Source organism: Mycobacterium sp. RTGN6 (assembly GCF_033804605.1).
Lineage (GTDB): Bacteria > Actinomycetota > Actinomycetes > Mycobacteriales > Mycobacteriaceae > Mycobacterium.
In genome coordinates, this window is record NZ_JAPZKZ010000009.1 from 25,479 (window position 1) to 43,567 (window position 18,089).

At 63.9% G+C, this 18,089-nt stretch carries 19 protein-coding genes; 13 read left to right on the plus strand and 6 right to left on the minus strand.

Annotation, left to right across the window (positions count from 1 at the left end):
- Window positions 1-6 precede the first annotated feature (6 nt).
- The 11 genes from SLQ33_RS21700 (at window position 7) to SLQ33_RS21750 (ending at window position 10,025) form a co-directional block, all read left to right on the plus strand.
- Window positions 7-1,326 (plus strand): NAD(P)/FAD-dependent oxidoreductase, encoded by a 1,320-nt coding sequence (locus tag SLQ33_RS21700; RefSeq protein ID WP_319455953.1) that lies wholly within the window; start codon window positions 7-9, stop codon window positions 1,324-1,326.
- 132 nt (window positions 1,327-1,458) lie between these two features.
- On the plus strand, window positions 1,459-1,863 hold the full coding sequence (locus tag SLQ33_RS21705; RefSeq protein WP_319455954.1) for an SCP2 sterol-binding domain-containing protein: 405 nt from the start codon (window positions 1,459-1,461) through the stop codon (window positions 1,861-1,863).
- Between the two features lie 8 nt (window positions 1,864-1,871).
- A complete protein-coding gene (locus tag SLQ33_RS21710) occupies window positions 1,872-3,410 on the plus strand; it encodes an acyl-CoA synthetase (RefSeq protein ID WP_319455955.1) in 1,539 nt (512 codons plus the stop codon).
- Window positions 3,407-4,666 carry a cytochrome P450 gene (locus tag SLQ33_RS21715; protein ID WP_319455956.1) on the plus strand — a complete coding sequence of 420 codons (1,260 nt, stop codon included), beginning with the start codon at window positions 3,407-3,409 and terminating at the stop codon, window positions 4,664-4,666. Before SLQ33_RS21710 ends, SLQ33_RS21715 begins: the two co-directional genes overlap by 4 nt.
- An 8-nt stretch (window positions 4,667-4,674) precedes the next feature.
- Window positions 4,675-5,466 carry a coniferyl-alcohol dehydrogenase gene (locus SLQ33_RS21720; RefSeq protein WP_319455957.1) on the plus strand — a complete coding sequence of 264 codons (792 nt, stop codon included), beginning with the start codon at window positions 4,675-4,677 and terminating at the stop codon, window positions 5,464-5,466.
- A gap of 14 nt (window positions 5,467-5,480) precedes the next feature.
- The gene (locus SLQ33_RS21725) at window positions 5,481-6,881 is read left to right on the plus strand and encodes an aldehyde dehydrogenase family protein (RefSeq protein ID WP_319456235.1); all 1,401 of its coding nucleotides are present in this window, start codon (window positions 5,481-5,483) and stop codon (window positions 6,879-6,881) included.
- 78 nt (window positions 6,882-6,959) lie between these two features.
- Complete coding sequence (locus SLQ33_RS21730) at window positions 6,960-7,823, plus strand: SDR family oxidoreductase (RefSeq protein WP_319455958.1); 864 nt, start codon at window positions 6,960-6,962, stop codon at window positions 7,821-7,823.
- A gap of 30 nt (window positions 7,824-7,853) precedes the next feature.
- Window positions 7,854-8,552 (plus strand): hypothetical protein, encoded by a 699-nt coding sequence (locus SLQ33_RS21735; RefSeq protein WP_319455959.1) that lies wholly within the window; start codon window positions 7,854-7,856, stop codon window positions 8,550-8,552.
- A 5-nt stretch (window positions 8,553-8,557) separates the two neighbouring features.
- Window positions 8,558-9,223: a cytochrome c oxidase subunit 3 gene (locus SLQ33_RS21740; RefSeq protein WP_319455960.1), complete on the plus strand. Its 666-nt coding sequence runs from the start codon at window positions 8,558-8,560 to the stop codon at window positions 9,221-9,223.
- Window positions 9,220-9,492: a cytochrome C oxidase subunit IV family protein gene (locus SLQ33_RS21745; RefSeq protein ID WP_319455961.1), complete on the plus strand. Its 273-nt coding sequence runs from the start codon at window positions 9,220-9,222 to the stop codon at window positions 9,490-9,492. The genes SLQ33_RS21740 and SLQ33_RS21745 overlap by 4 nt, the downstream gene beginning before the upstream one ends.
- Before the next feature lie 71 nt (window positions 9,493-9,563).
- On the plus strand, window positions 9,564-10,025 hold the full coding sequence (locus tag SLQ33_RS21750; RefSeq protein ID WP_319456236.1) for a CAP domain-containing protein: 462 nt from the start codon (window positions 9,564-9,566) through the stop codon (window positions 10,023-10,025).
- A 2-nt stretch (window positions 10,026-10,027) separates the two neighbouring features.
- On the opposite strand, the gene SLQ33_RS21755 is transcribed toward SLQ33_RS21750, so the two are convergent.
- The 4 genes from SLQ33_RS21755 to SLQ33_RS21770 all read right to left on the minus strand — a co-directional run bounded on the left by SLQ33_RS21755 (window position 10,028) and on the right by SLQ33_RS21770 (window position 13,899).
- Window positions 10,028-11,182 carry an acyl-CoA dehydrogenase family protein gene (locus tag SLQ33_RS21755; protein ID WP_319455962.1) on the minus strand — a complete coding sequence of 385 codons (1,155 nt, stop codon included), beginning with the start codon at window positions 11,180-11,182 and terminating at the stop codon, window positions 10,028-10,030.
- Window positions 11,183-11,184: 2 nt separating this feature from the next.
- Window positions 11,185-12,336 carry an acetyl-CoA C-acetyltransferase gene (locus SLQ33_RS21760; RefSeq protein ID WP_319455963.1) on the minus strand — a complete coding sequence of 384 codons (1,152 nt, stop codon included), beginning with the start codon at window positions 12,334-12,336 and terminating at the stop codon, window positions 11,185-11,187.
- A gap of 62 nt (window positions 12,337-12,398) precedes the next feature.
- A complete protein-coding gene (locus SLQ33_RS21765) occupies window positions 12,399-13,067 on the minus strand; it encodes a TetR/AcrR family transcriptional regulator (RefSeq protein WP_319455964.1) in 669 nt (222 codons plus the stop codon).
- Between the two features lie 34 nt (window positions 13,068-13,101).
- Window positions 13,102-13,899 carry an SDR family oxidoreductase gene (locus SLQ33_RS21770; RefSeq protein WP_319455965.1) on the minus strand — a complete coding sequence of 266 codons (798 nt, stop codon included), beginning with the start codon at window positions 13,897-13,899 and terminating at the stop codon, window positions 13,102-13,104.
- A 250-nt stretch (window positions 13,900-14,149) separates the two neighbouring features.
- Between SLQ33_RS21770 and SLQ33_RS21775 the strand changes: the two genes are divergently transcribed.
- Together SLQ33_RS21775 and SLQ33_RS21780 are read left to right on the plus strand one after the other, a co-directional pair.
- Window positions 14,150-14,341 carry a ferredoxin gene (locus SLQ33_RS21775; RefSeq protein ID WP_319455966.1) on the plus strand — a complete coding sequence of 64 codons (192 nt, stop codon included), beginning with the start codon at window positions 14,150-14,152 and terminating at the stop codon, window positions 14,339-14,341.
- Window positions 14,342-14,367: 26 nt separating this feature from the next.
- Window positions 14,368-15,621 carry an NAD(P)/FAD-dependent oxidoreductase gene (locus SLQ33_RS21780; protein WP_319455967.1) on the plus strand — a complete coding sequence of 418 codons (1,254 nt, stop codon included), beginning with the start codon at window positions 14,368-14,370 and terminating at the stop codon, window positions 15,619-15,621.
- A 60-nt stretch (window positions 15,622-15,681) separates the two neighbouring features.
- Here SLQ33_RS21780 and SLQ33_RS21785 read toward each other — a convergent pair whose 3' ends face one another.
- Together SLQ33_RS21785 and SLQ33_RS21790 are read right to left on the minus strand one after the other, a co-directional pair.
- On the minus strand, window positions 15,682-16,839 hold the full coding sequence (locus tag SLQ33_RS21785; protein ID WP_319455968.1) for an acyl-CoA dehydrogenase family protein: 1,158 nt from the start codon (window positions 16,837-16,839) through the stop codon (window positions 15,682-15,684).
- A gap of 183 nt (window positions 16,840-17,022) precedes the next feature.
- The gene (locus tag SLQ33_RS21790; protein ID WP_319455969.1) at window positions 17,023-17,688 is read right to left on the minus strand and encodes a TetR/AcrR family transcriptional regulator; all 666 of its coding nucleotides are present in this window, start codon (window positions 17,686-17,688) and stop codon (window positions 17,023-17,025) included.
- Window positions 17,689-18,089: the final 401 nt, after the last annotated feature.

Here is an 18,089-nt window from a genome sequence, read left to right on the forward strand (position 1 = left end):
AGCAATGTGACCGAGAACAAGACGCAGTTTGACGTCGTCGTCATCGGAGCCGGAGCGGGAGGGCTGTTCACCGCAGCCCGGCTCGCGCACCGCGGTTACCGAACCCTGGTCGTCGAACGCCTCGACAAGGTCGGCGGACGGGCCTCCACCGACGACATCGACGGATTCAAGGTGAACAACGGCGCCATCGTGATCGAGGTCGGTGGCATCACCCAGCAGACCTGTGAAGAAGTCGGAGCACCGTTCGACATCCGCGAACCCAGTCCGCCGATTCTGTATCGGATCGCCGGCAAGGACGTCGACGTCACCGGGGGAGGCTGGGGCTTTCTGCTCGGCAAGCTGACTCGTCAAGGCGCCAAGCTGGTCAAGGGTATCGGCGCGGCGCGGTCGGACTCCGGCCTGCCGGAGGACGAGATCACCACGGCCGAGTGGGTCTCCAAGTACACCAAGAACGAAGGCGTGCACGGGATCTTCCGCAACATGTGTGCATCGGTGTTCGCGGTCGGATCCGAGGATCTGCCGGCCCGGGTGTTCCTCACCTACTTCACCCGCAAGAGCGCGTTCAAGCGTTTCGGTTTTCATCCGAAGGGGACGATCGGCCTGTGGCAGGGGCTGGCCGACGTCGTGACCTCCCATGGTGGTGAGATCTGGTTGTCCACCGAAGTCGCGAAGATCGTCGTCGACGGCAGCAAGGTGACCGGGGTTCAGGTCGAACGTGACGGTGCGACAATCGAAATCACGTCGTCGATCGTCGTCAGCGATGTCGGCCCCGCGGCCACGGTGACTCTGATCGGCGCGGACCACGTGCCCGACGAATACAAGGAGACCGTCAGGCGGGGGGATCGTCCCACCGCGATGATATCGGTGAACTTTGCGAGCCAAGAGCGGCTCGTGGACGTGCCGGGCATGTTGAGCTTCGCCAAGTCGCGTCGCCTCGCCTACGTCGCCAACTTCACCGACATTTGCCCCGAGATGGCACCGCCCGGTTGGAACCTCTACGTAGGTACCGCCGTCCCGAAACCTTCCGTCGGCGAGTTCGACGAGCAGGCCGAGACCGAACTTCTGCTGGCCGACCTTCGGGAAGCGATCGACGGCTTCGACGAGCGCGCCAGGATCCTCAACATCGCGGTAACCCGAGATGGCTGGCCCCCCCAACGTGCCGTCGCCGGATTCGATCTGCCTCGCGAGACCCCCTTCGAGGGGCTATGGAACGTCGGTGACGCCGTCAAGGAATACGCCAACGGAGGTACCACGGCGTGCGCGGAGACGGCTCAACTGGTGGTCGACGAGATCGTGGCCACCTACGCGCTGACCAAGAGCGGATAGGTTCGGCCGCTCCGCCTCGGTCGTGCCCGTGTCATCCGCAACTTCCGCTGTTGACTGTGGTGCCCGTCATACGTACTATATTTTTTAATCAAGAATAAGTTTTGAGGCTGACGAACAAAGAGAGCGGGAACAATGGGGTTCAACAACTCTGAAGAGGTCACCAAGTACATCGGCGGAATCTTCGAAGATGCGTTCGGCGATCCGGAAATCGGGCCGAAACTGACCGAAACGGGCCTCGTCGTCGCTTTCGACTTCAGCGATCCCGCAGCGGTGGTGGTAGTCGACATGCCCAGCAAGAGGGTTAGCAGCGGGGGACCGGGTACGCCCGAGCCGTCAGCCACCATGACCATGACGGCTGATCTAGGCAACGCCTACTGGCAGGGAAAGGTCAACCTTCCGATGGCCATGGCCAAGCGAAAGGTCAAGGTCGACGGCAACGTCGCCAGCCTGCTCAAGCTTGCCCCGCTGGGCAAGAAGCTCTACGCCGGTTACATCCAGCGGCTCAAGGACGACGGCCGCGACGACCTGATCGTCTAGACACCGCCATGTATCCAGGAACCCACGCCGCGACCGCGCCCCACCGCCCCGCCGTGATCATGGCCGGGTCGGACCGCACGGTGACTTATGCCGAACTCGAGGACAACTCGGCCCGCCTCGCGGCCGCGCTGCACAAACTGGGTCTGCGGACCGGCGACGTGGTGGCAGTGCTATCCGACAACGTGCCAGAGGCCTTCGAAATCTATTGGGCGGCAATACGGTCCGGCCTCTACGTCACCTTCGTGAACTGGCACCTTTCGCCGGCCGAGGCTGCCTACATCGTGGAGGACAGCGCGGCGCGGGTGGTGCTTACCTCTGCGGGTGTCGCAGCTCTCGGCGCGGAGCTTGCCACCCTGGCACCGCAGGTCGAGCACTGGTACGCGTTTGGTGGAGCCGTTGAAGGGCACGACTCCTACGCCGAGCTGCTGGCGCAGGCGGGGCCTCGGTTGATCGATCAGCCCCGTGGATCCGAGCTGTTGTATTCCTCGGGCACGACCGGCAGACCCAAGGGCATCAAGCCGCGCCTGCTGCCCATTCAGGTCGACGAGCCGGGAGACAGCTTTACCGCCTTGCTGGCACATGGATTTGGAATCAACGCTAATGACGTCTACCTCTCACCGGCCCCCGTCTACCACGCGGCGCCGTTGAAGTGGTGCGCTACCGTGCACGCGCTCGGCGGAACGGTCGTGGTGATGGACCGATTCGACGCCGAAACCTCGCTTGCGGCCATCCAGCAGTACCAGGTCACCGCACTCCAGATGGTCCCCACCATGTTCGTGCGGCTGCTGCAACTGCCCGAGGAAGCCCGCGCGGCATATGACACCTCGTCGCTGCGGCTCGCAGTGCACGCGGCAGCGCCGTGCCCGCCCGACGTCAAGGACGCGATGATCGAGTGGTGGGGGCCGATCCTCACCGAGTACTACGGGGCCACCGAGGGGCATGGCATCACGCTGATAAGCACGCCGGAGTGGCGGACGAAGCGGGGATCGGTGGGTAAGGCCGCGCTCGGAGTCGTGCACATCTGCGCCGACGACGGCGCCGAATTGTCCAGCGGCCAGCCAGGTGTCATCTACTTCGAGCGTGACGAACCTGCATTCAGCTACCACAACGATCCCGAAAAGACCTCTGAATCAAGGCATCCCGGCCACAACAATTGGGCCACCGTCGGCGACATCGGCTATCTCGACGACGACGGTTATCTCTTCCTCACCGATCGCAAGGCGTTCATGATCATTTCTGGAGGAGTGAACATCTACCCTCAGGAAGTCGAAAACGTCCTGGCGATGCACCCGCAGATCTTCGACGTCGCCGTGATCGGAGTTCCGCACGCCGAAATGGGTCAGGAAGTGAAGGCCGTCGTGCAGATCCGCGATGGCGTGACACCGTCCGACGAGCTGGCCGCGGAGCTCATCGATTACGTCCGAGCGCGGCTTGCCCGCTTCAAGGCACCGCGCTCAGTGGACTTCATCGACGAACTGCCCCGGTCAGCCACCGGAAAGCTCGTCAAACGCAAACTGCAGGAACGATACGCGGAGGTAGCAACATGAGCGTGGAAGTGGGGCAACCTAGCCGCACCTATGATCCGGTCAGCATCTCGCCGCTGAGTTTCTGGTCCGATACCGCCGAGGGCCGGGAGAAGTCGTTCAAGATCCTGCGCGACGAGCGCCCGATCAGCTGGCACCCGCCGATAGCCGGCGCACTGATGGTCCCCGAGATCGACGGGATCTGGGCGGTGACGCGCCACGAGGACATCGCCTACGTGAGCAAGCATCCCGATCTGTTCTGTTCCGGCCAGGGTGTCCAAAGTGAAGCGGTTCCGGAGGAGATCCTCGACGCGGCCCAGTCTTTCCTCGGCATGGACGGTGCAAACCACTCGAGCTTGCGCAAGTTGGTCAGTTCGGTGTTCACTCCCCGGCAGATCGCCAAGATCGGAGACCAGGTCAAGAGCCAGGCGACCACGATCGTCGATGAACTGCTTGCCACCAAGGACGGTGATTTCGTCGAGCAAGTCTCCAAGCGCCTGCCCATGTGGACGATCTACGAAATGATGGGCCTCCCACCGGAGTTGCGAGACGAAGCGGCGCACAACGCCGACGGGATGGTGTCGTGGGCCGACGAGGACGTGGCCGCCGGGCGTGAGTCGGGCCAGGTGCTCAGCGATTCGCTCGTTGGTCTCCTCACGGCTGGTCTGGAGTTGGCCGAGCTGCGGCGCTCGCACCCGATGTCTGATCTGATGTCGCAGCTGGTGCAGGCCGAGATCGACGGCAGAAAGCTCACCGACGAAGAACTCGGCGCGTTCTTCGTGCTGTTGTCGGTAGCCGGCAACGACACGACGCGCAACACGATCAGCCTGACGACGCTGGCGCTGCAGCAGTTTCCCGAACAACGCGAACTGCTGGTACGTGACTTCGACAGTGTCATCAAACCGGCGATGGAGGAGTTCGTGCGCTGGGTGACCCCGGTGATGACCTTCCGCCGCACGGCAACCCGCGACACCATGCTGCGTGATCAGGAGATCAAGGAGGGCGAGTGGGTCATGCTGATGTACTCCTCGGCCAACCGCGACGATCGCGTGTTCACCGACCCCAACCTCTTCGACATCCAGCGAAAGCCCAACAACCACCTTGGCTTCGGTGGTGGTGGTCCGCACTTCTGCATGGGCAGCTTCCTGGCCAAGATGCAGTTGGAGGCCTTCTTCCGCGAGTTGATCTTCCGGGCGCCGAATCTGCGTGTCGGCGAACCGGAGTACCTCGTCGGCAACTTCGTGCGTGCCGTGAAGTCCCTGCCGTACACCCTCGATTAGGAGAACTGATGACTGCCTTCGAAGGAAAGCGCTTCGTCGTGACCGGTGCCGCGTCTGGCATCGGTAATGCCGTGGCCGAACGTCTCCTCGCCGCGGGCGCGGAAGTGGTCTCGTTGGACCGGAATACGCCCGTCGCGGCCGTGAGCCGCCACGTCGAAGTGGACCTCGCCAATCCCCGCAGCATCGACGCAGCCGTCGAGCAGCTCGACGGGCAGTTCGACGGCCTGATGAACGTCGCCGGGATTCCCGGCACCGCGCCGGCGGACCTGGTGCTAGCGGTCAACAGCCTCGCGGTCCGACACCTGACCGAGGCGTTCTTCGAACGGCTGAATCCCGGTGGTTCGGTGACGATCGTGTCCTCCACCGCAGGCTTCGGCTGGCCGACCCGGTTGGAGGCCATCCGCGACCTGCTTGCCACCGACACCTTCGAAGAAGGTGCGGCCTGGTTCAAGGCCAACCCGCAGCAGGGCAACGCCTACAACTTCTCCAAAGAGGTCACCACCGTCTACACGATGACGATGGGGCTGGCGGTGGTCGAGTTGGGACTGCGCATCAACGCGGTGCTTCCCGGTCCGGTCGAGACACCCATTCTCGCCGACTTTGAGGAGTCGATGGGCAAGGACAACCTCGACGGCGTCAAGGAGCTCCTGGGTCGACACGCCGATCCCGACGACATCGCCTCGGCACTGCTGTTCCTCGCCTCCGACGAGGCTCGGTGGATCAATGGCCACGCCCTGGTTGTCGACGGCGGGATCACCGGTGCCGTGCTCACCGGAGTCGTTCCGGCACCAGAGATCTGAGCCGGGACGTGACGATTCAAGCGCCCGCCGAGCATGCGGCGCAGCATGGCGATACGTCAGGGGCGTTCGACTTGGCGGAGCTTCGGCAGGTCTTCGGCACGGGTCGCACCCGTGAATTGAGTTGGCGGCTGGCGCAACTCGAGGCCATCGAGCGGCTGTGCGACGAGCGGGAAGCGGACATCGCGGCCGCCCTGCACGCCGATCTCGGCCGCCCAGCCGTCGAAGCCTGGCTCGGCGACATCGCCTCGACAAAGGGTGAGGCGACCTTTGCCCGCAAGCATCTGAAGTCATGGATGCGGCGGCGCAGACAACCGTTGCCCCTTTCTCAGCTGCCAGGGCGCAGCTGGGTGCAGTACGACCCGCTCGGCGTCGTCCTGATCATCGGGCCGTGGAACTACCCGGTCTATCTGAGCCTCGGCCCGCTGGTCGCCGCATTGGCGGCGGGCAATTGCGCCGTGCTGAAGCCATCGGAATTGGCGCCAGCCACTTCCGCGCTGCTGGCCACGTTGGTGCCGCTCTACCTGGATGCCGAGGCCATTCGCGTCGTCGAAGGGGACGGACAGACGACGCAGGATCTACTGGCACAGGGCTTCGATCACGCCCTCTTCACCGGTGGTACCGAGATCGGCAAGAAGATCATGGCCGCGGCCGCGCCCACGCTGACCCCGGTCACCCTGGAACTCGGCGGCAAGAGTCCGGTGATCGTCGCCGCCGACGCCGATCTCGACGTCACCGCCCGACGCATCGCGTGGGTCAAGCTGATGAACTCGGGCCAGACCTGCATCGCGCCGGACTACGTTCTGGCCGAGCGGTCGATCGCCAAGGATCTGACCGACAAGATCGTCGCGAACATCACGGCATTCCGGGCCGAGGACACCGGCGGGTTGCGAATCGTCAACGCCCGGCAGTTCGACCGGCTGGCCTCGCTGATCGATACCACCACCGGGAAGATCGTCGCCGGAGGTGGTTACTCGCGCGACACGTTGACTATCCAGCCGACCGTGATCCTCGATCCGGCTGCCGATGACCCCGTGATGGCGGACGAGATCTTTGGACCCGTGTTGCCGGTGATCACCGTCGAATCCACCGACGCTGCGATCGATTTCGTCAACCGCAGGCCAAAGCCGTTGGCGCTCTACGTCTTCACGGCCTCTCGGCGGTTGGCCACGGGTTTGGTGGACTCAATTCCGTCTGGGGGAGCGGTGGTGAACCACGTGGCGATGCACTGCCTCGTCCCGCAGCTGCCATTTGGCGGCGTGGGAGCCAGCGGCATGGGTGCCTATCACGGGCGGTGGGGCTTCGAGGCCTTGAGCCATCGTCGAGCGGTGTTGTCGAAGACCATCTGGCCCGACCCAATGGTGGTGTATCCGCCGTACACCGACCGGGCCATCAAGATCATGCGCAAGCTCTTCTAACGGCGCGTCAGAGCGAATGGCATTACCTCACAGCAGTTGTCAGCGAGTGACAACCTTCAAAGGGATGGGATAGAAGACATGGCAGGGCTAGACGGCAGGGTCGTCATCATCACCGGTGCGGGCGGCGGCCTGGGGCGCGAGTACGCACTGCTCGCGGCGGACGAGGGCGCCCGGATCGTGGTCAACGACCTCGGGGGAGCCCGCGACGGATCGGGAGCCGGGCAGGCGATGGCGGACACGGTCGTCGACGAGATTCGCCAGCGTGGCGGCACGGCGTTGGCCAACTACGACAACATCGCGACCCAAGACGGTGCGCAGTCGGTGGTCGATGCCGCCCTGGCGGAGTTCGGAACAGTCGACGGAATCGTCAACAATGCCGGCATCCTGCGCGACGGCGCGTTCCACAAGATGAGCTCGCAGAATTGGGACGCGGTCCTCAAGGTTCACCTCTACGGCGGTTACTACGTCACCCAGGCGGCCTGGCCGCACCTGCGCGAGAAGAAGTTCGGCAGGATCGTCATGGCCACCTCGACCAGCGGCCTGTTCGGCAATTTCGGGCAAGCCAACTACGGCGCCGCGAAACTGGGACTGGTCGGGTTGACCAACACCCTGGCCATCGAGGGCGCCAAGTACGGAATCCTGGTGAACGCCGTTGCACCGATGGCGGCCACGCGGATGACGACGGACGTCGCTCCGCCAGAGCTACTGGACAAACTGCCTGCGGCACAAGTGGCCCCCGTCGTTGGATACCTGCTGAGCGAGCAGTGCACCGATACGGCCAGTGTGTACGTCGTCGGTGGGGGCAACATCCAGCGGGTGGCGCAGTTCCAGAACAAGGGCGTGTCGTTCTCCGAGCCGCCGACCGTCGACGAACTCACCGCGCGCTGGTCGGAGATCTCCGATCTGTCGAACGTCGAACTGGGAACCAATCCAGTCGGCTAATCGGCCCACCCCACGATCGCAGGAGCGACATTGACCAAACGAATACTCACGCTTTGTGCTTGGGCCGGCCCGGCCACCGTTGTCGTCGCCCTTATCGGCTGGCTCATTGCCGGCGTGCTGCCGATACCGTTGGGCTCGGAGAGTTCGGTCGAGCAGGTCGTCGACTTCTATGGCCACACCCGAGTGCTAGTCGGATTGGTGATCTCGTCGGTTGGTATCTGTCTCGTCTTTCCCTTGATCGCCGTCATCGGCGTGCACATGGTGCGGATGGAGGGTCGGACGCCGATCCTGACGTTCCTCCAGCTGATCACGGGCGCGGCGACGGGCGTGCTCTTGCTCCTGCCGATGTTGTTGATGGCCGTGATCGCCTTTCGGCCGGACCGCAACCCGGAACTGACGGTGACGCTGAACGACATCGCATGGCTGTTGTTCATCACCCCGATCGCACCGTTCATGATTCAGAACGTTGCCATTGGGGTCGCCATCCTGAACGACAAACGCCAAACGCTGCCCCGGTGGGTGGGTTACGTCAACTTCTGGATCGCGTTCTCGTTCATACCCGACCCACTCGCGTTCTTCTTCCACAGCGGACCCTTCGCGTGGCGAGGCATCTTCATCTTCTGGTTGGCGCTGACCACGTACAGCATCTTCCTGGTCGTGATGGGTGTGATGCTGCACAAGACGGTCAAGGAGTCGGCCGATCCCGACCTCCCGGCGGTCGCGGTCTAAGCGGCATGACGCACTTGGAGGCCCGCGCGGATGCCGAGCTGCCTGAATTCCTCGGAGGCAGAAACGACGCCGATCACGTCGCAGTCCCGCTGCGGCCGGCGAAGGCTCGTCCTGGGCACATTCCAGGCGAAGCCGGGCTGTGGATATTCATCCTCGGCGACATGACGCTCTTTGCGGCGATCATGCTGGCATTCCTGTGGGATCGCCGGTCGAATCCGGGGGTCTTCAAAGACGCTGCACATCAACTGATTCAACCGATCGGCGCGGTCAACACCCTCGTTCTGCTGCTGAGCTCCTACCTGGTGGTGGGAGCGATGTGCGCGCACCGCGCCGCGCGGTACGGTCACGCGCGGCGACTGGTCGCAGGCGCGATGTGCTGTGCGGCAACGTTCGCCGGCCTGAAGGCCCTCGAGTACTACCTAGAGCTCTCCGCCGGCCACACACCGGCGTCGGGGAAGTTCTTCAACTTCTACTTCATTCTCACTGGATTGCACCTGCTGCACGTCATCGTCGGGACTGCACTCCTCACGGCGTGGCAGCTCATGTTGAAACGCCGGCGGGAATGGGCGGGCGCACAACGGGTCACCGAGGGGATCGCATCCTATTGGCACATGGTCGATTTGCTATGGGTGGCGATCTTCGCCCTGGTGTACCTGGTGAGTGCCGAGTGAATGGCGCCGTGCCTCGCCGGGCCACCGTGGTCTTCGTCGGCCTCGTCGTCGCGACGTGCATCACCTGGTGGCTGGGCAGCGAATCCTCGCTGACCGGAGGCGGTTTCGGCCTGGCCGCGACGCTCACGATTCTGATCGCCTTCGCGAAGGTCTACTTCATTGGCCGCGACTTCATGGAACTGCGGTCCGCACCAACGGGTTTGCGCACCGCATTCAATGTCTGGGTGGGCGCAGTGGCCGCCGCCGCGATCGCGCTCGTGGTCGTGTGATGGGAGCAGGAACTATGGAAGGGCAGGCCCGAGTGAAGGACCGTCGCATGGCCAGTCGCCATTACCCAGCAATGTTGGGCGTTTCACTGCTCGTTGTGCCGATCGCGTGGGCGGCTCCGGTCGCACACGCCGACAACAAGCGACTGAACGACGCTGTCGCGCAGAACGTGTACACGATTCAGCACCAAGCCGGCTGCACCACGGACTTGAAGATCAACCCTGCGCTGCAGCTCGCCGCCCAGTGGCACACCGACGACGTCCTCAACAACCGTAGCCTCGACGACGACCTCGGCTCCGATGCCTCGACACCACAGGATCGGGCCAATGCGGCGGGCTTTCACGGGAAGGTGGCCGAGACCGTGGCCATCAATCCCGCCTTGGCGATCAGCGGCGTCGAACTGATCAACCAGTGGTACTACAACCCCGCATACATGGCGATCATGCAGGACTGCGCCAACACCCTCATTGGCGTGTGGTCGGAAAGCGTTCTCGACCGGACCGTGGTCGTCGCTGTCTATGGCCAACCGGCCTGAGCTCAAGCGCGCGAAGCGATGTCGCGACCGATGATCTCTTTCATGATCTCGGTGGTGCCGCCGTAGATCGTCTGCACGCGGGTGTCGACGAACGCACGCGCGACCGGGTATTCCATCATGTAGCCGTACCCGCCGTGCAATTGAAGGCAGCGATCCACCACGCGCTTCTGCAGCTCGCTGACGAACCACTTTCCCTTGGCGGCGTCGACGTCGGTGAGTTCCCCGGCGTTGTAGGCCAGAACGGACTTGTCGACGTAGGCCTCGGCGATGTCGATCTCGGTGGCCATGTCCGCGAGTTCGAAGCGTACGTGCTGATTGGCCGCTAGCGGCTTGCCGAATGCGGTGCGGTCTCGGCAGTAGGCACAAGTCAGTTCGAAGATCGCCCTGGTAGTTGCCATGGCCTTCGCCGACACCCCCAACCGCTCCCGTGGGAGATGGCTCATCAGGTAGGGCAATCCGCGCCCCTCCTCCCCGAGGAGATTGGCCACGGGGACGACGGCGTCGTTGAAGAACAGCTCAGAGGTGTCCTGCCCCGGCAGGCCGATCTTCTCCAGCTGTCGGCCCCGCTCGAACCCCGGGGTGCCGCGTTCGACGACGAAGAGGCTGAAGCCCGCGGAGCCGCCCTCGACATTGGTGCGGGCAGCCACGACCACGAGGTCGGACATGATCCCGCTGGAGATGAACGTCTTCTGCCCGTTCAGGAGCCAGCGATCGCCGGCTTTGCGGGCCGTGGTGCGGATGCCCTTGAGGTCGCTGCCTGCGCCGGGCTCCGTCATCGCCAGTGCCCCGATGAGCTCGCCCGAGGCGAACCCGGGGAGCCAGCGTTGCTTCTGCTCGTCGTTGGTGAGGTCGAGGAGATAGTGCAGGACGAGATCGTCCTGCAGGCTGATCGTCAGCCCGAAGGAAAGTGCGTTGATGCGCGCGATCTCCTCGCTGACTACCATCCGGTAGCGATAGTCGGACTCGCCCGCTCCGCCGTACTGCTCACCGACCTGTAGCGCGTAGATGCCCGCCTTCGCTGCGCGGGCAAAGACTTCCCGGTCGATCCAATGCTGACGGTCCCACTCATCCTGGTGAGGAGCGACTTCGCGAGACAGGAACTCGCGCACCGTTTCCCGATACGCCTCGTGGTCGGGTCCGTACAGGGTGCGCTTCACGATTACAGCCGCTCGATGATCGTGACGTTGGCCTGGCCACCGCCTTCGCACATGGTCTGCAGGCCGTACCTGCCGCCCGTGCGTTCGAGTTCGTGCAGCAGTGACGTCATGAGCCGGGCGCCGGTGCAGCCGATGGGATGCCCGAGCGCGATGGCGCCACCGTTGGGGTTCACCCGCTTGGGATCCGCGCCCAGCTCAGCGAGCCATGCCAGCACCACAGGGGCGAAGGCCTCGTTGATCTCGACGGCGTCGATGTCGTCGATCGACAGACCCGTCCGCTTGAGGGCGTGCTGAGTGGCCGGTATCGGGGCGCTGAGCATCATCACCGGGTCGGCGCCGCGCACCGACATGTGATGGATCCGCGCCCGAGGAGTTAGACCGAATCGATCGACGGCGTCCTGCGATGCGATGAGCAGGGCCGCGGCTCCGTCCGAGATCTGACTCGCGACGGCAGCGGTGAGTACACCGCCTTCGGTCAGCGTTGCAAGTGTGGCCATCTTCTCCAGGGACGTGTTCGCGCGCGGCCCTTCGTCGGTGGAGATCCCTGCGTACGGCGAGATCTCGCGTTCGAAGTACCCGCTGGCGATGGCGGCGAGCGCGCGCCGGTGGCTCTCAAGGGCAAAACGTTCGTTGTCCTCGCGGCTGAGCATCCACTGGCTGGCGATCATCTCGGCACCGCGGAACTGAGAGATCTCCTGGTCCCCGAAGCGCTCCTGCCACCCGCGGCATCCCGTCCAGGGATCAGTGCTGCCGTATGGCTCGCCGGCCGCGAAGGCGCTCAGGATGGGGAACTGGCTCATCTTCTGCACGCCGCCGGCGACGATGAGGTCCGACGTCCCGCTCATGACCGCTTGCGCGGCGAAATGCACTGCCTGCTGGGCAGATCCGCACTGGCGATCGATCGTCACTCCGGGTACCGATTCTGGAAGGCCGGCAGCCAGCGCCGCGGTGCGGGCGATGTCGCCTGCTTGCGAGCCGATGTTGTCGAGACAACCGAGAATGACGTCATCGATGGCGGCGGGGTCCACGTCGTGTCGGCCGACGACGGTCTTGATGACGTGCGCGGCCATGTCGGCGGGATGTTCGGCGGCGAATCCGCCGTTTCGCTTGCCGACTGCCGTACGGACGGCGTCGACGATGAAGGCTTCAGGCATGTACTTAATTTAACATAAATTTGAAACCGGACCAAGACACTCAAACCGATCGTCGTGGTCCGTCAGACGCCCTCCGCAGGCAGATCGCCGTCGTAACCGACGGGTAGGAGCGCGCTCCGAATGAGTGTCTGTGCGGCGGACACGATTGCATCCAAGGGCGTGCGACTTGGGTCCCACCATTCAGCCGCCCAGTTGAGTGCTCCCATGACCAACATCTGGGCGATACGAGGATCGATGTCCGTGCGCAACGCGCCCGTCCGGACGGCATCATCGAAGAGTTGGCGCCAGATCGCACCGTAGCTGTTCCCCTCCTGGTCGGCGCGGATCCGCAGGCGCTCCGGAATCTGACCGCGATTGCGGATCGAAGCCGTTGTGTAATCGGAGATTTCCAGCTCATGGCGCAGATGCGTCTCGGCCGCCACCAGGATTCGGTCGATGGCAGCGGTGTCGGGCGGCAGTGCAGCCAACGTCGACTTGAGCTGCTCTCGCATATCGGCCAGGCCGCACGCCATGACCTCTTCGATCAGATCGTCGCGCGACGCGAAGTAGTAGTAGATCGCCGGGGTCTGGATGTCCGCGCGTTCGGCGACGTCGGAGAGTCGGGTGCCCGCATAGCCCTGTCGGCTCAGTACGTAAGCCGCCGCATCGAGTATCCGAGCGCGGGTACGGGCGTACTTGGTTCTGCTCTCGGTGGCTACCACTGCGTTGACCCGGGTGCTGTTGGTAGTCATTGGTCAGGAGCTCGACGCGAGAAGGGTGGGCAATTCACGGCATGGTGTATCCGCCGCTGACCGAGATCAGCTGGCCGGTCACCTGGCGTGCGGCCAGCGGCGAGGCGAACCAGAGCACCGAGCGGCCGACGTCGTCAGCGGTCGTGAGTCTGCGCATCGGAGTGTCCTTGAGCATGAATTCGATTTGTTTGGGGTTGAAGACTTCGCCTTCTCCGACAGCCCAAAGACTCGACGCGCCAATGGCATCGGGGCCGTCAGGTATGACGAGTCCCGGGCATACGACGTTCGAGCGAATGCCATGTCGGCCGTGCTCGCGAGCCGTCGTGCGCGCCAGCGCCACCATGGCGGCCTTGGATGCGCCGTAGATGCCCTGTCGGATTTGGCCGAAGGCTGCGTCGCTAGCGATGAACACGATGGATCCGCCGCCGGCATCCTTCATCGGGCCGATCGCGGACTGGGTCGCCGCGACCGCGGTGAAGAAGTTGATCTCGATGGTCCGCTGCCACTTGTCGCGGTCGGTATCGGTCGCAATGAACCCGGGCACCGACCACCCGGCGTTGTTCACCAGTACGTCGATTCCGCCCCACGAACTCACGGCCGCGCCGATCGCCTGGTCCGCCCCGTCGGAAGTGGTGAGGTCCGCGATGGCCAGTTCCACTGCAGCCGCGCCGCGTTCGAGTGCCTCGGCCCGCACCTTCTCGGCCTGGGGCTCGTCGATGTCACTGATGACAATTCGGGCACCCTCGCCCGCGAACTGGTGAACGATACCGCGCCCGATGTTGGAAGCGCCTCCGGTGACGACGACACGGGCGTTGGTCAGTCCCAGGTCCATTGGTCTTTCCTCTCGTGGCACGGAGCAACGTCGGATCCGCGTCGGGCGCTGTAAGCAATCCCTCAAAAGTTTAACGTATATTAGAAACATTGGGAATGACATTCGAGTCCCGGTGCGAGGATGGATGACCTTGACACCCATCGCGAGTTATTTTAATATCGATTAGATAATCGTAGACCGGTTCCGTGGCCGCTACGTATCCGGACTCTGGCCACCGGGGGGTTGGCTCAGCTCAAGCGAGGAGGGGCACATGAAGGTCATCGTCGATTTCGTCAAGTGCACGGGATTGGGCATCTGCGAGTCAATGGCGCCCGACATCTTCGAGGTCAATGACGACGGTGAACTCGTCCTGCTCAAGGAGGACATCACCGACGATGAACTGCAGTCCGTCGAAGAGGCGGTTGCAGGTTGTCCGACCGAAGCCCTGAGAATCGAGCGCTGAATGCGACGCCGCGGCCGGAGGAGTGGATGACCGTCCAACGGCTGGTCGTCGTCGGTGGCTCGTTGGCTGGGCTGCGTGCGGTGGAAGCCGCGCGCAAGGCGGGTTTCGAAGGGTCCATCACCCTGATCGGCGCCGAGCGGCACCTCCCATACGACCGCCCGCCGCTGTCCAAGGAGTTCCTCGACGTCACCGACCCCGGTGGCGAGGCGCCGATTCCCTTCTTCCGCGGTGACGACGTCTTCGCCGACGAACTCAGGGTCGAGTTGGTGCTCGGCGCTCCGGCAACGGGTCTGGACGTCCAGCGCAAGATCGTCTTCGTGGGCGGCCGGGAGATCGGCTACGACGCCCTGGTGATCGCGACCGGGTCGCAGCTTCGCACACTCCCAGACTCCGAACACCTCGACGGCGTCCATGGCCTACGCACGCTCGATGATTCGCTCGCCATCCGTTCGGCACTGGACTCCGGCGCACGAACTGTGGTGATCGGCGCCGGGTTCATCGGCTCGGAGGTGGCCTCGAGTGCACAGAAGCGCAGAGTCGACGTGACGGTCATCGAAGCCCTGCCGACTCCGTTGGTGCGTGCGACGGGCAACGTCATGGGTGCCGCCATCGCCTCGCTGCACGAACGCAACGGCACCACACTGCTATGCGGTACGGGAGTCAAGGCACTCGAGGGCGACGGCCACGTCGAACGCGTCGTTTTGAGCGACGACACCGTCCTTGACGCAGACCTCGTGGTGGTGGGCATCGGCGTGACTCCCTGTACGAGTTGGCTCGAGGGATCCGGGCTGACGCTCGACAACGGAATCGTCTGCGACGAGACGCTGTGGACCGGGGTGCCCGGCATCTACGCGGCAGGCGACGTCGCAAACTGGCTGAACCCGATGTTCGGCGTGCGCCAGCGCATGGAGAACTGGACCGCCGCAGCGGAACAGGGCGCAACAGCCGCGCGCAACGCATTGGACCCCGACAACGCCAAACCATACGAAACGGTGCCGTACTTCTGGTCGGATTGGTACGGGTCGAGAATCCAGTTCGTCGGGGTGCCGGAGTCAGAAGAAGTGCTCCTGGTGGATGGCGACGTCGACAACGACGACCGGTGGACCGCACTCTATCGGCAGGGCGGCCGTATCGTCGGCGCGCTCACGCTCAACGGTCAGACCGTGATCATGAAGTACCGCAGGATGATTGCGCAGAAGGCATCGTGGGGTGACGCTTTGGAGTTCGCCGAGAAGCGGAGGGCGTCGGCACTTGCCAAGGCCACCGCAAGCAATGAATAACGCCGAAGGTGATGCCTCCCTCTGAGCTGGGGTGGCCCTCGCGAGCTCACACCGGGTCGGTCACACACCGCCACGTGCGACGAGCTGGCCGGCTATGACGTTGCGCAGGATCTCATTGGTGCCTTCGCCGACGATCATCAGCGGGGCGTCGCGGAAGTAGCGTTCGACGTCGTACTCGGTGGAGTATCCGTATCCGCCGTGGATCCGGACGGCGTTGAGCGCGATCTCCATCGCAGTCTCAGAGGCGAATAGCTTGGCCATCCCGGCTTCCATGTCGCAGCGCTCTCCGCTGTCATATCGCTCGGCCGCATAGCGGGTGAGTTGCCGTGCGGCCGTGAGCTTGGTAGCCATGTCGGCCAGATAGTGGCCAACGGCCTGGTGCTTCCAAATCGGCTGACCGAAACTCTCCCGGTCTTGGGCGTAGGCGAGCGCATCCTCCAGCGCCGCTGTCGCCACGCCGAGGGCGCGAGATGCCACCTGAATGCGGCCGGTCTCAAGCCCTTTCATCATCTGAGCGAAGCCCTTGCCTGGCTCGCCGCCGAGGATGGCGGAGGCTGGGACCCGGCAGTCGTCGAATGCCAGTTCGCAGCTCTCCACGCCCTTGTAGCCCAGCTTGGGGAGATCCCTCGATACGGTGAGGCCGTCGGTTCCCTGTTCGACGAGCAGTACCGAGATGCCGCGGAATTTGGGGCTGGCGTTTGGGTCTGTCTTACAGAGCAGTGCGATCAGCCCTGATCGCCGGGCGTTGCTGATCCAGGTCTTGGCGCCGTTGATCACCAACTCGTTGCCGTCGGCGCGGGCGATCGTGGTCATGCTCTGCAGGTCCGAACCGCCGCCGGGTTCGGTCAGAGCCATCGTCGCGCGCACTTCGCCCGTGGCCATCCTCGGCAGGTACGCCCGCTTCTGCTGTTCGGTACCGAAGAGCGTGATCAGCTTCGCCACCACGGTGTGCCCGCCCATCGCGCCGGCGAGGCTCATCCAACCCCGAGACAACTCCTGGGTGACCTCGACATAGCAGGGCATCGAGACCGGAGTGCCGCCGTACTCCTCGGGGATTGCAAGCCCGTAGATGCCGATGCGCTTCATCTGCTCGATCCACGCTTCGGGGTATTCGTTGGCGTGCTCGACCTCGCGCACGGTCGGCTTGACGTCTCGATCGACGAATGCGCGCACCGTCTCGACCAGCAGGGCTTCCTCGACGTCCAAAGCTGCAGTCATGTCGGCCTTTCCTGTGCGTCTACATCGGGCACGTTGGTCTGCCGAAAGCAGTAGTGCTACGTCGAAGCGCGACGGAGCGCGGAAGGCGGCACGACCATGCGTTGATCGTTTTTAACACAAATTAAAGAACGCATCAATTCGCGGCCGCGCCGCGTCGCGCCCCGAGGGAAGCAGACCTCCGGGCTACCTGCGCCTGCTGGGTCGGACTTCGGTGAGCCCGTGGCGCACCAAGGACTGCGCGTTCGCCACCACGGCGTCGACCGATCCGCGTCGGGAATCCCACCATTCCACGGTCCAGTTCAACGCGCCAAGGACCAGCATCTGTGCGATGTAGAGGTCCAGGTCTGCGCGCAAGGCTCCAGATCGGGCCAAGTCGTTGACCAGCTTTCGCCAGATCTCGCCGTATCGCTCCTCTTCGAGAATCTGCCGCTGTCGTATCGCTTGCGGTACCTGGCCGGCATTGCGGATCGAAGCCGTTGTGTAGTCGGAGATCTCCAGCGCGTGGCGCAGGTGAGCCTCGACGGCGGCGAGAAGGCGATCGAGCGCCGACGACTTCGCCGGTAGTGCGTCGAGCACCTCGGCGACGTGCACGTTCATCTCGGCAATGCCGGCCCACATCACTTCTTCGATGAGGTCTTCGCGGGACGGAAAGTAGTAGTAGATCGCCGGAGCTTGAAGGTCGGCTTCCGCGGCTACATCGGTCAGTCGCAAACCGCCGTAGCCCTTCACGCTGAGCACGTGTGCTGCAGCGTCGAGGATGCGGCGTCGGGTCAACGCCGACTTCGAGTCGACCTCGACCTCGCCGACGGGCGAGACGGGAGTTGCGGAGATGTCTCGGGCCCGTGCCATGAACAGATGGTACCGAGCGGGCGCATGCAAGACCGTTAAGCGCGCTACGTGCGCGGTTACTTGCCGCGGCTGACGTGCCGCCGCGGTTGTGGTCCGACAGGCTGCGCACGGCGGTGCGTTCGGATACTGTCTGCGGCGTCGCCAGGTGTAGATGGTGGAAGAAATTTAACGCCGCCGCAGATCGCATATCGATCTTGAACTGGCTACTTGCCCCCAGAGATTTTTTAGTTTAATTTCAATTCTGACAAGTGGGCCACATCACGCGGGTGTCGTACGCGGGCAGAGCTCACACCAAGACGGAGGGACGGTCAGCTGTGAGATTCGCGACGTTCGTGGGCGAGGAGCAGTGACCACCAACCCCCCTGCGTCTGTCCTGCTGTCCCCGCAGCGGCGGCGAACCG

Bases quoted from the DNA above. Each gene is read 5' to 3' on its own strand.
- SLQ33_RS21765 (WP_319455964.1), bottom strand. From the start codon at position 13,067: ATGACTACCAACAGCACCCGGGTCAACGCAGTGGTAGCCACCGAGAGC.
- SLQ33_RS21775 (WP_319455966.1), top strand. From the start codon at position 14,150: ATGAAGGTCATCGTCGATTTCGTCAAGTGCACGGGATTGGGCATCTGC.
- SLQ33_RS21750 (WP_319456236.1), top strand. From the start codon at position 9,564: ATGTTGGGCGTTTCACTGCTCGTTGTGCCGATCGCGTGGGCGGCTCCG.
- SLQ33_RS21780 (WP_319455967.1), top strand. From the start codon at position 14,368: ATGACCGTCCAACGGCTGGTCGTCGTCGGTGGCTCGTTGGCTGGGCTG.
- SLQ33_RS21740 (WP_319455960.1), top strand. From the start codon at position 8,558: ATGACGCACTTGGAGGCCCGCGCGGATGCCGAGCTGCCTGAATTCCTC.
- SLQ33_RS21720 (WP_319455957.1), top strand. From the start codon at position 4,675: ATGACTGCCTTCGAAGGAAAGCGCTTCGTCGTGACCGGTGCCGCGTCT.
- SLQ33_RS21760 (WP_319455963.1), bottom strand. From the start codon at position 12,336: ATGCCTGAAGCCTTCATCGTCGACGCCGTCCGTACGGCAGTCGGCAAG.
- SLQ33_RS21790 (WP_319455969.1), bottom strand. From the start codon at position 17,688: ATGGCACGGGCCCGAGACATCTCCGCAACTCCCGTCTCGCCCGTCGGC.
- SLQ33_RS21730 (WP_319455958.1), top strand. From the start codon at position 6,960: ATGGCAGGGCTAGACGGCAGGGTCGTCATCATCACCGGTGCGGGCGGC.
- SLQ33_RS21770 (WP_319455965.1), bottom strand. From the start codon at position 13,899: ATGGACCTGGGACTGACCAACGCCCGTGTCGTCGTCACCGGAGGCGCT.
- SLQ33_RS21715 (WP_319455956.1), top strand. From the start codon at position 3,407: ATGAGCGTGGAAGTGGGGCAACCTAGCCGCACCTATGATCCGGTCAGC.
- SLQ33_RS21785 (WP_319455968.1), bottom strand. From the start codon at position 16,839: ATGACTGCAGCTTTGGACGTCGAGGAAGCCCTGCTGGTCGAGACGGTG.
- SLQ33_RS21710 (WP_319455955.1), top strand. From the start codon at position 1,872: ATGTATCCAGGAACCCACGCCGCGACCGCGCCCCACCGCCCCGCCGTG.
- SLQ33_RS21705 (WP_319455954.1), top strand. From the start codon at position 1,459: ATGGGGTTCAACAACTCTGAAGAGGTCACCAAGTACATCGGCGGAATC.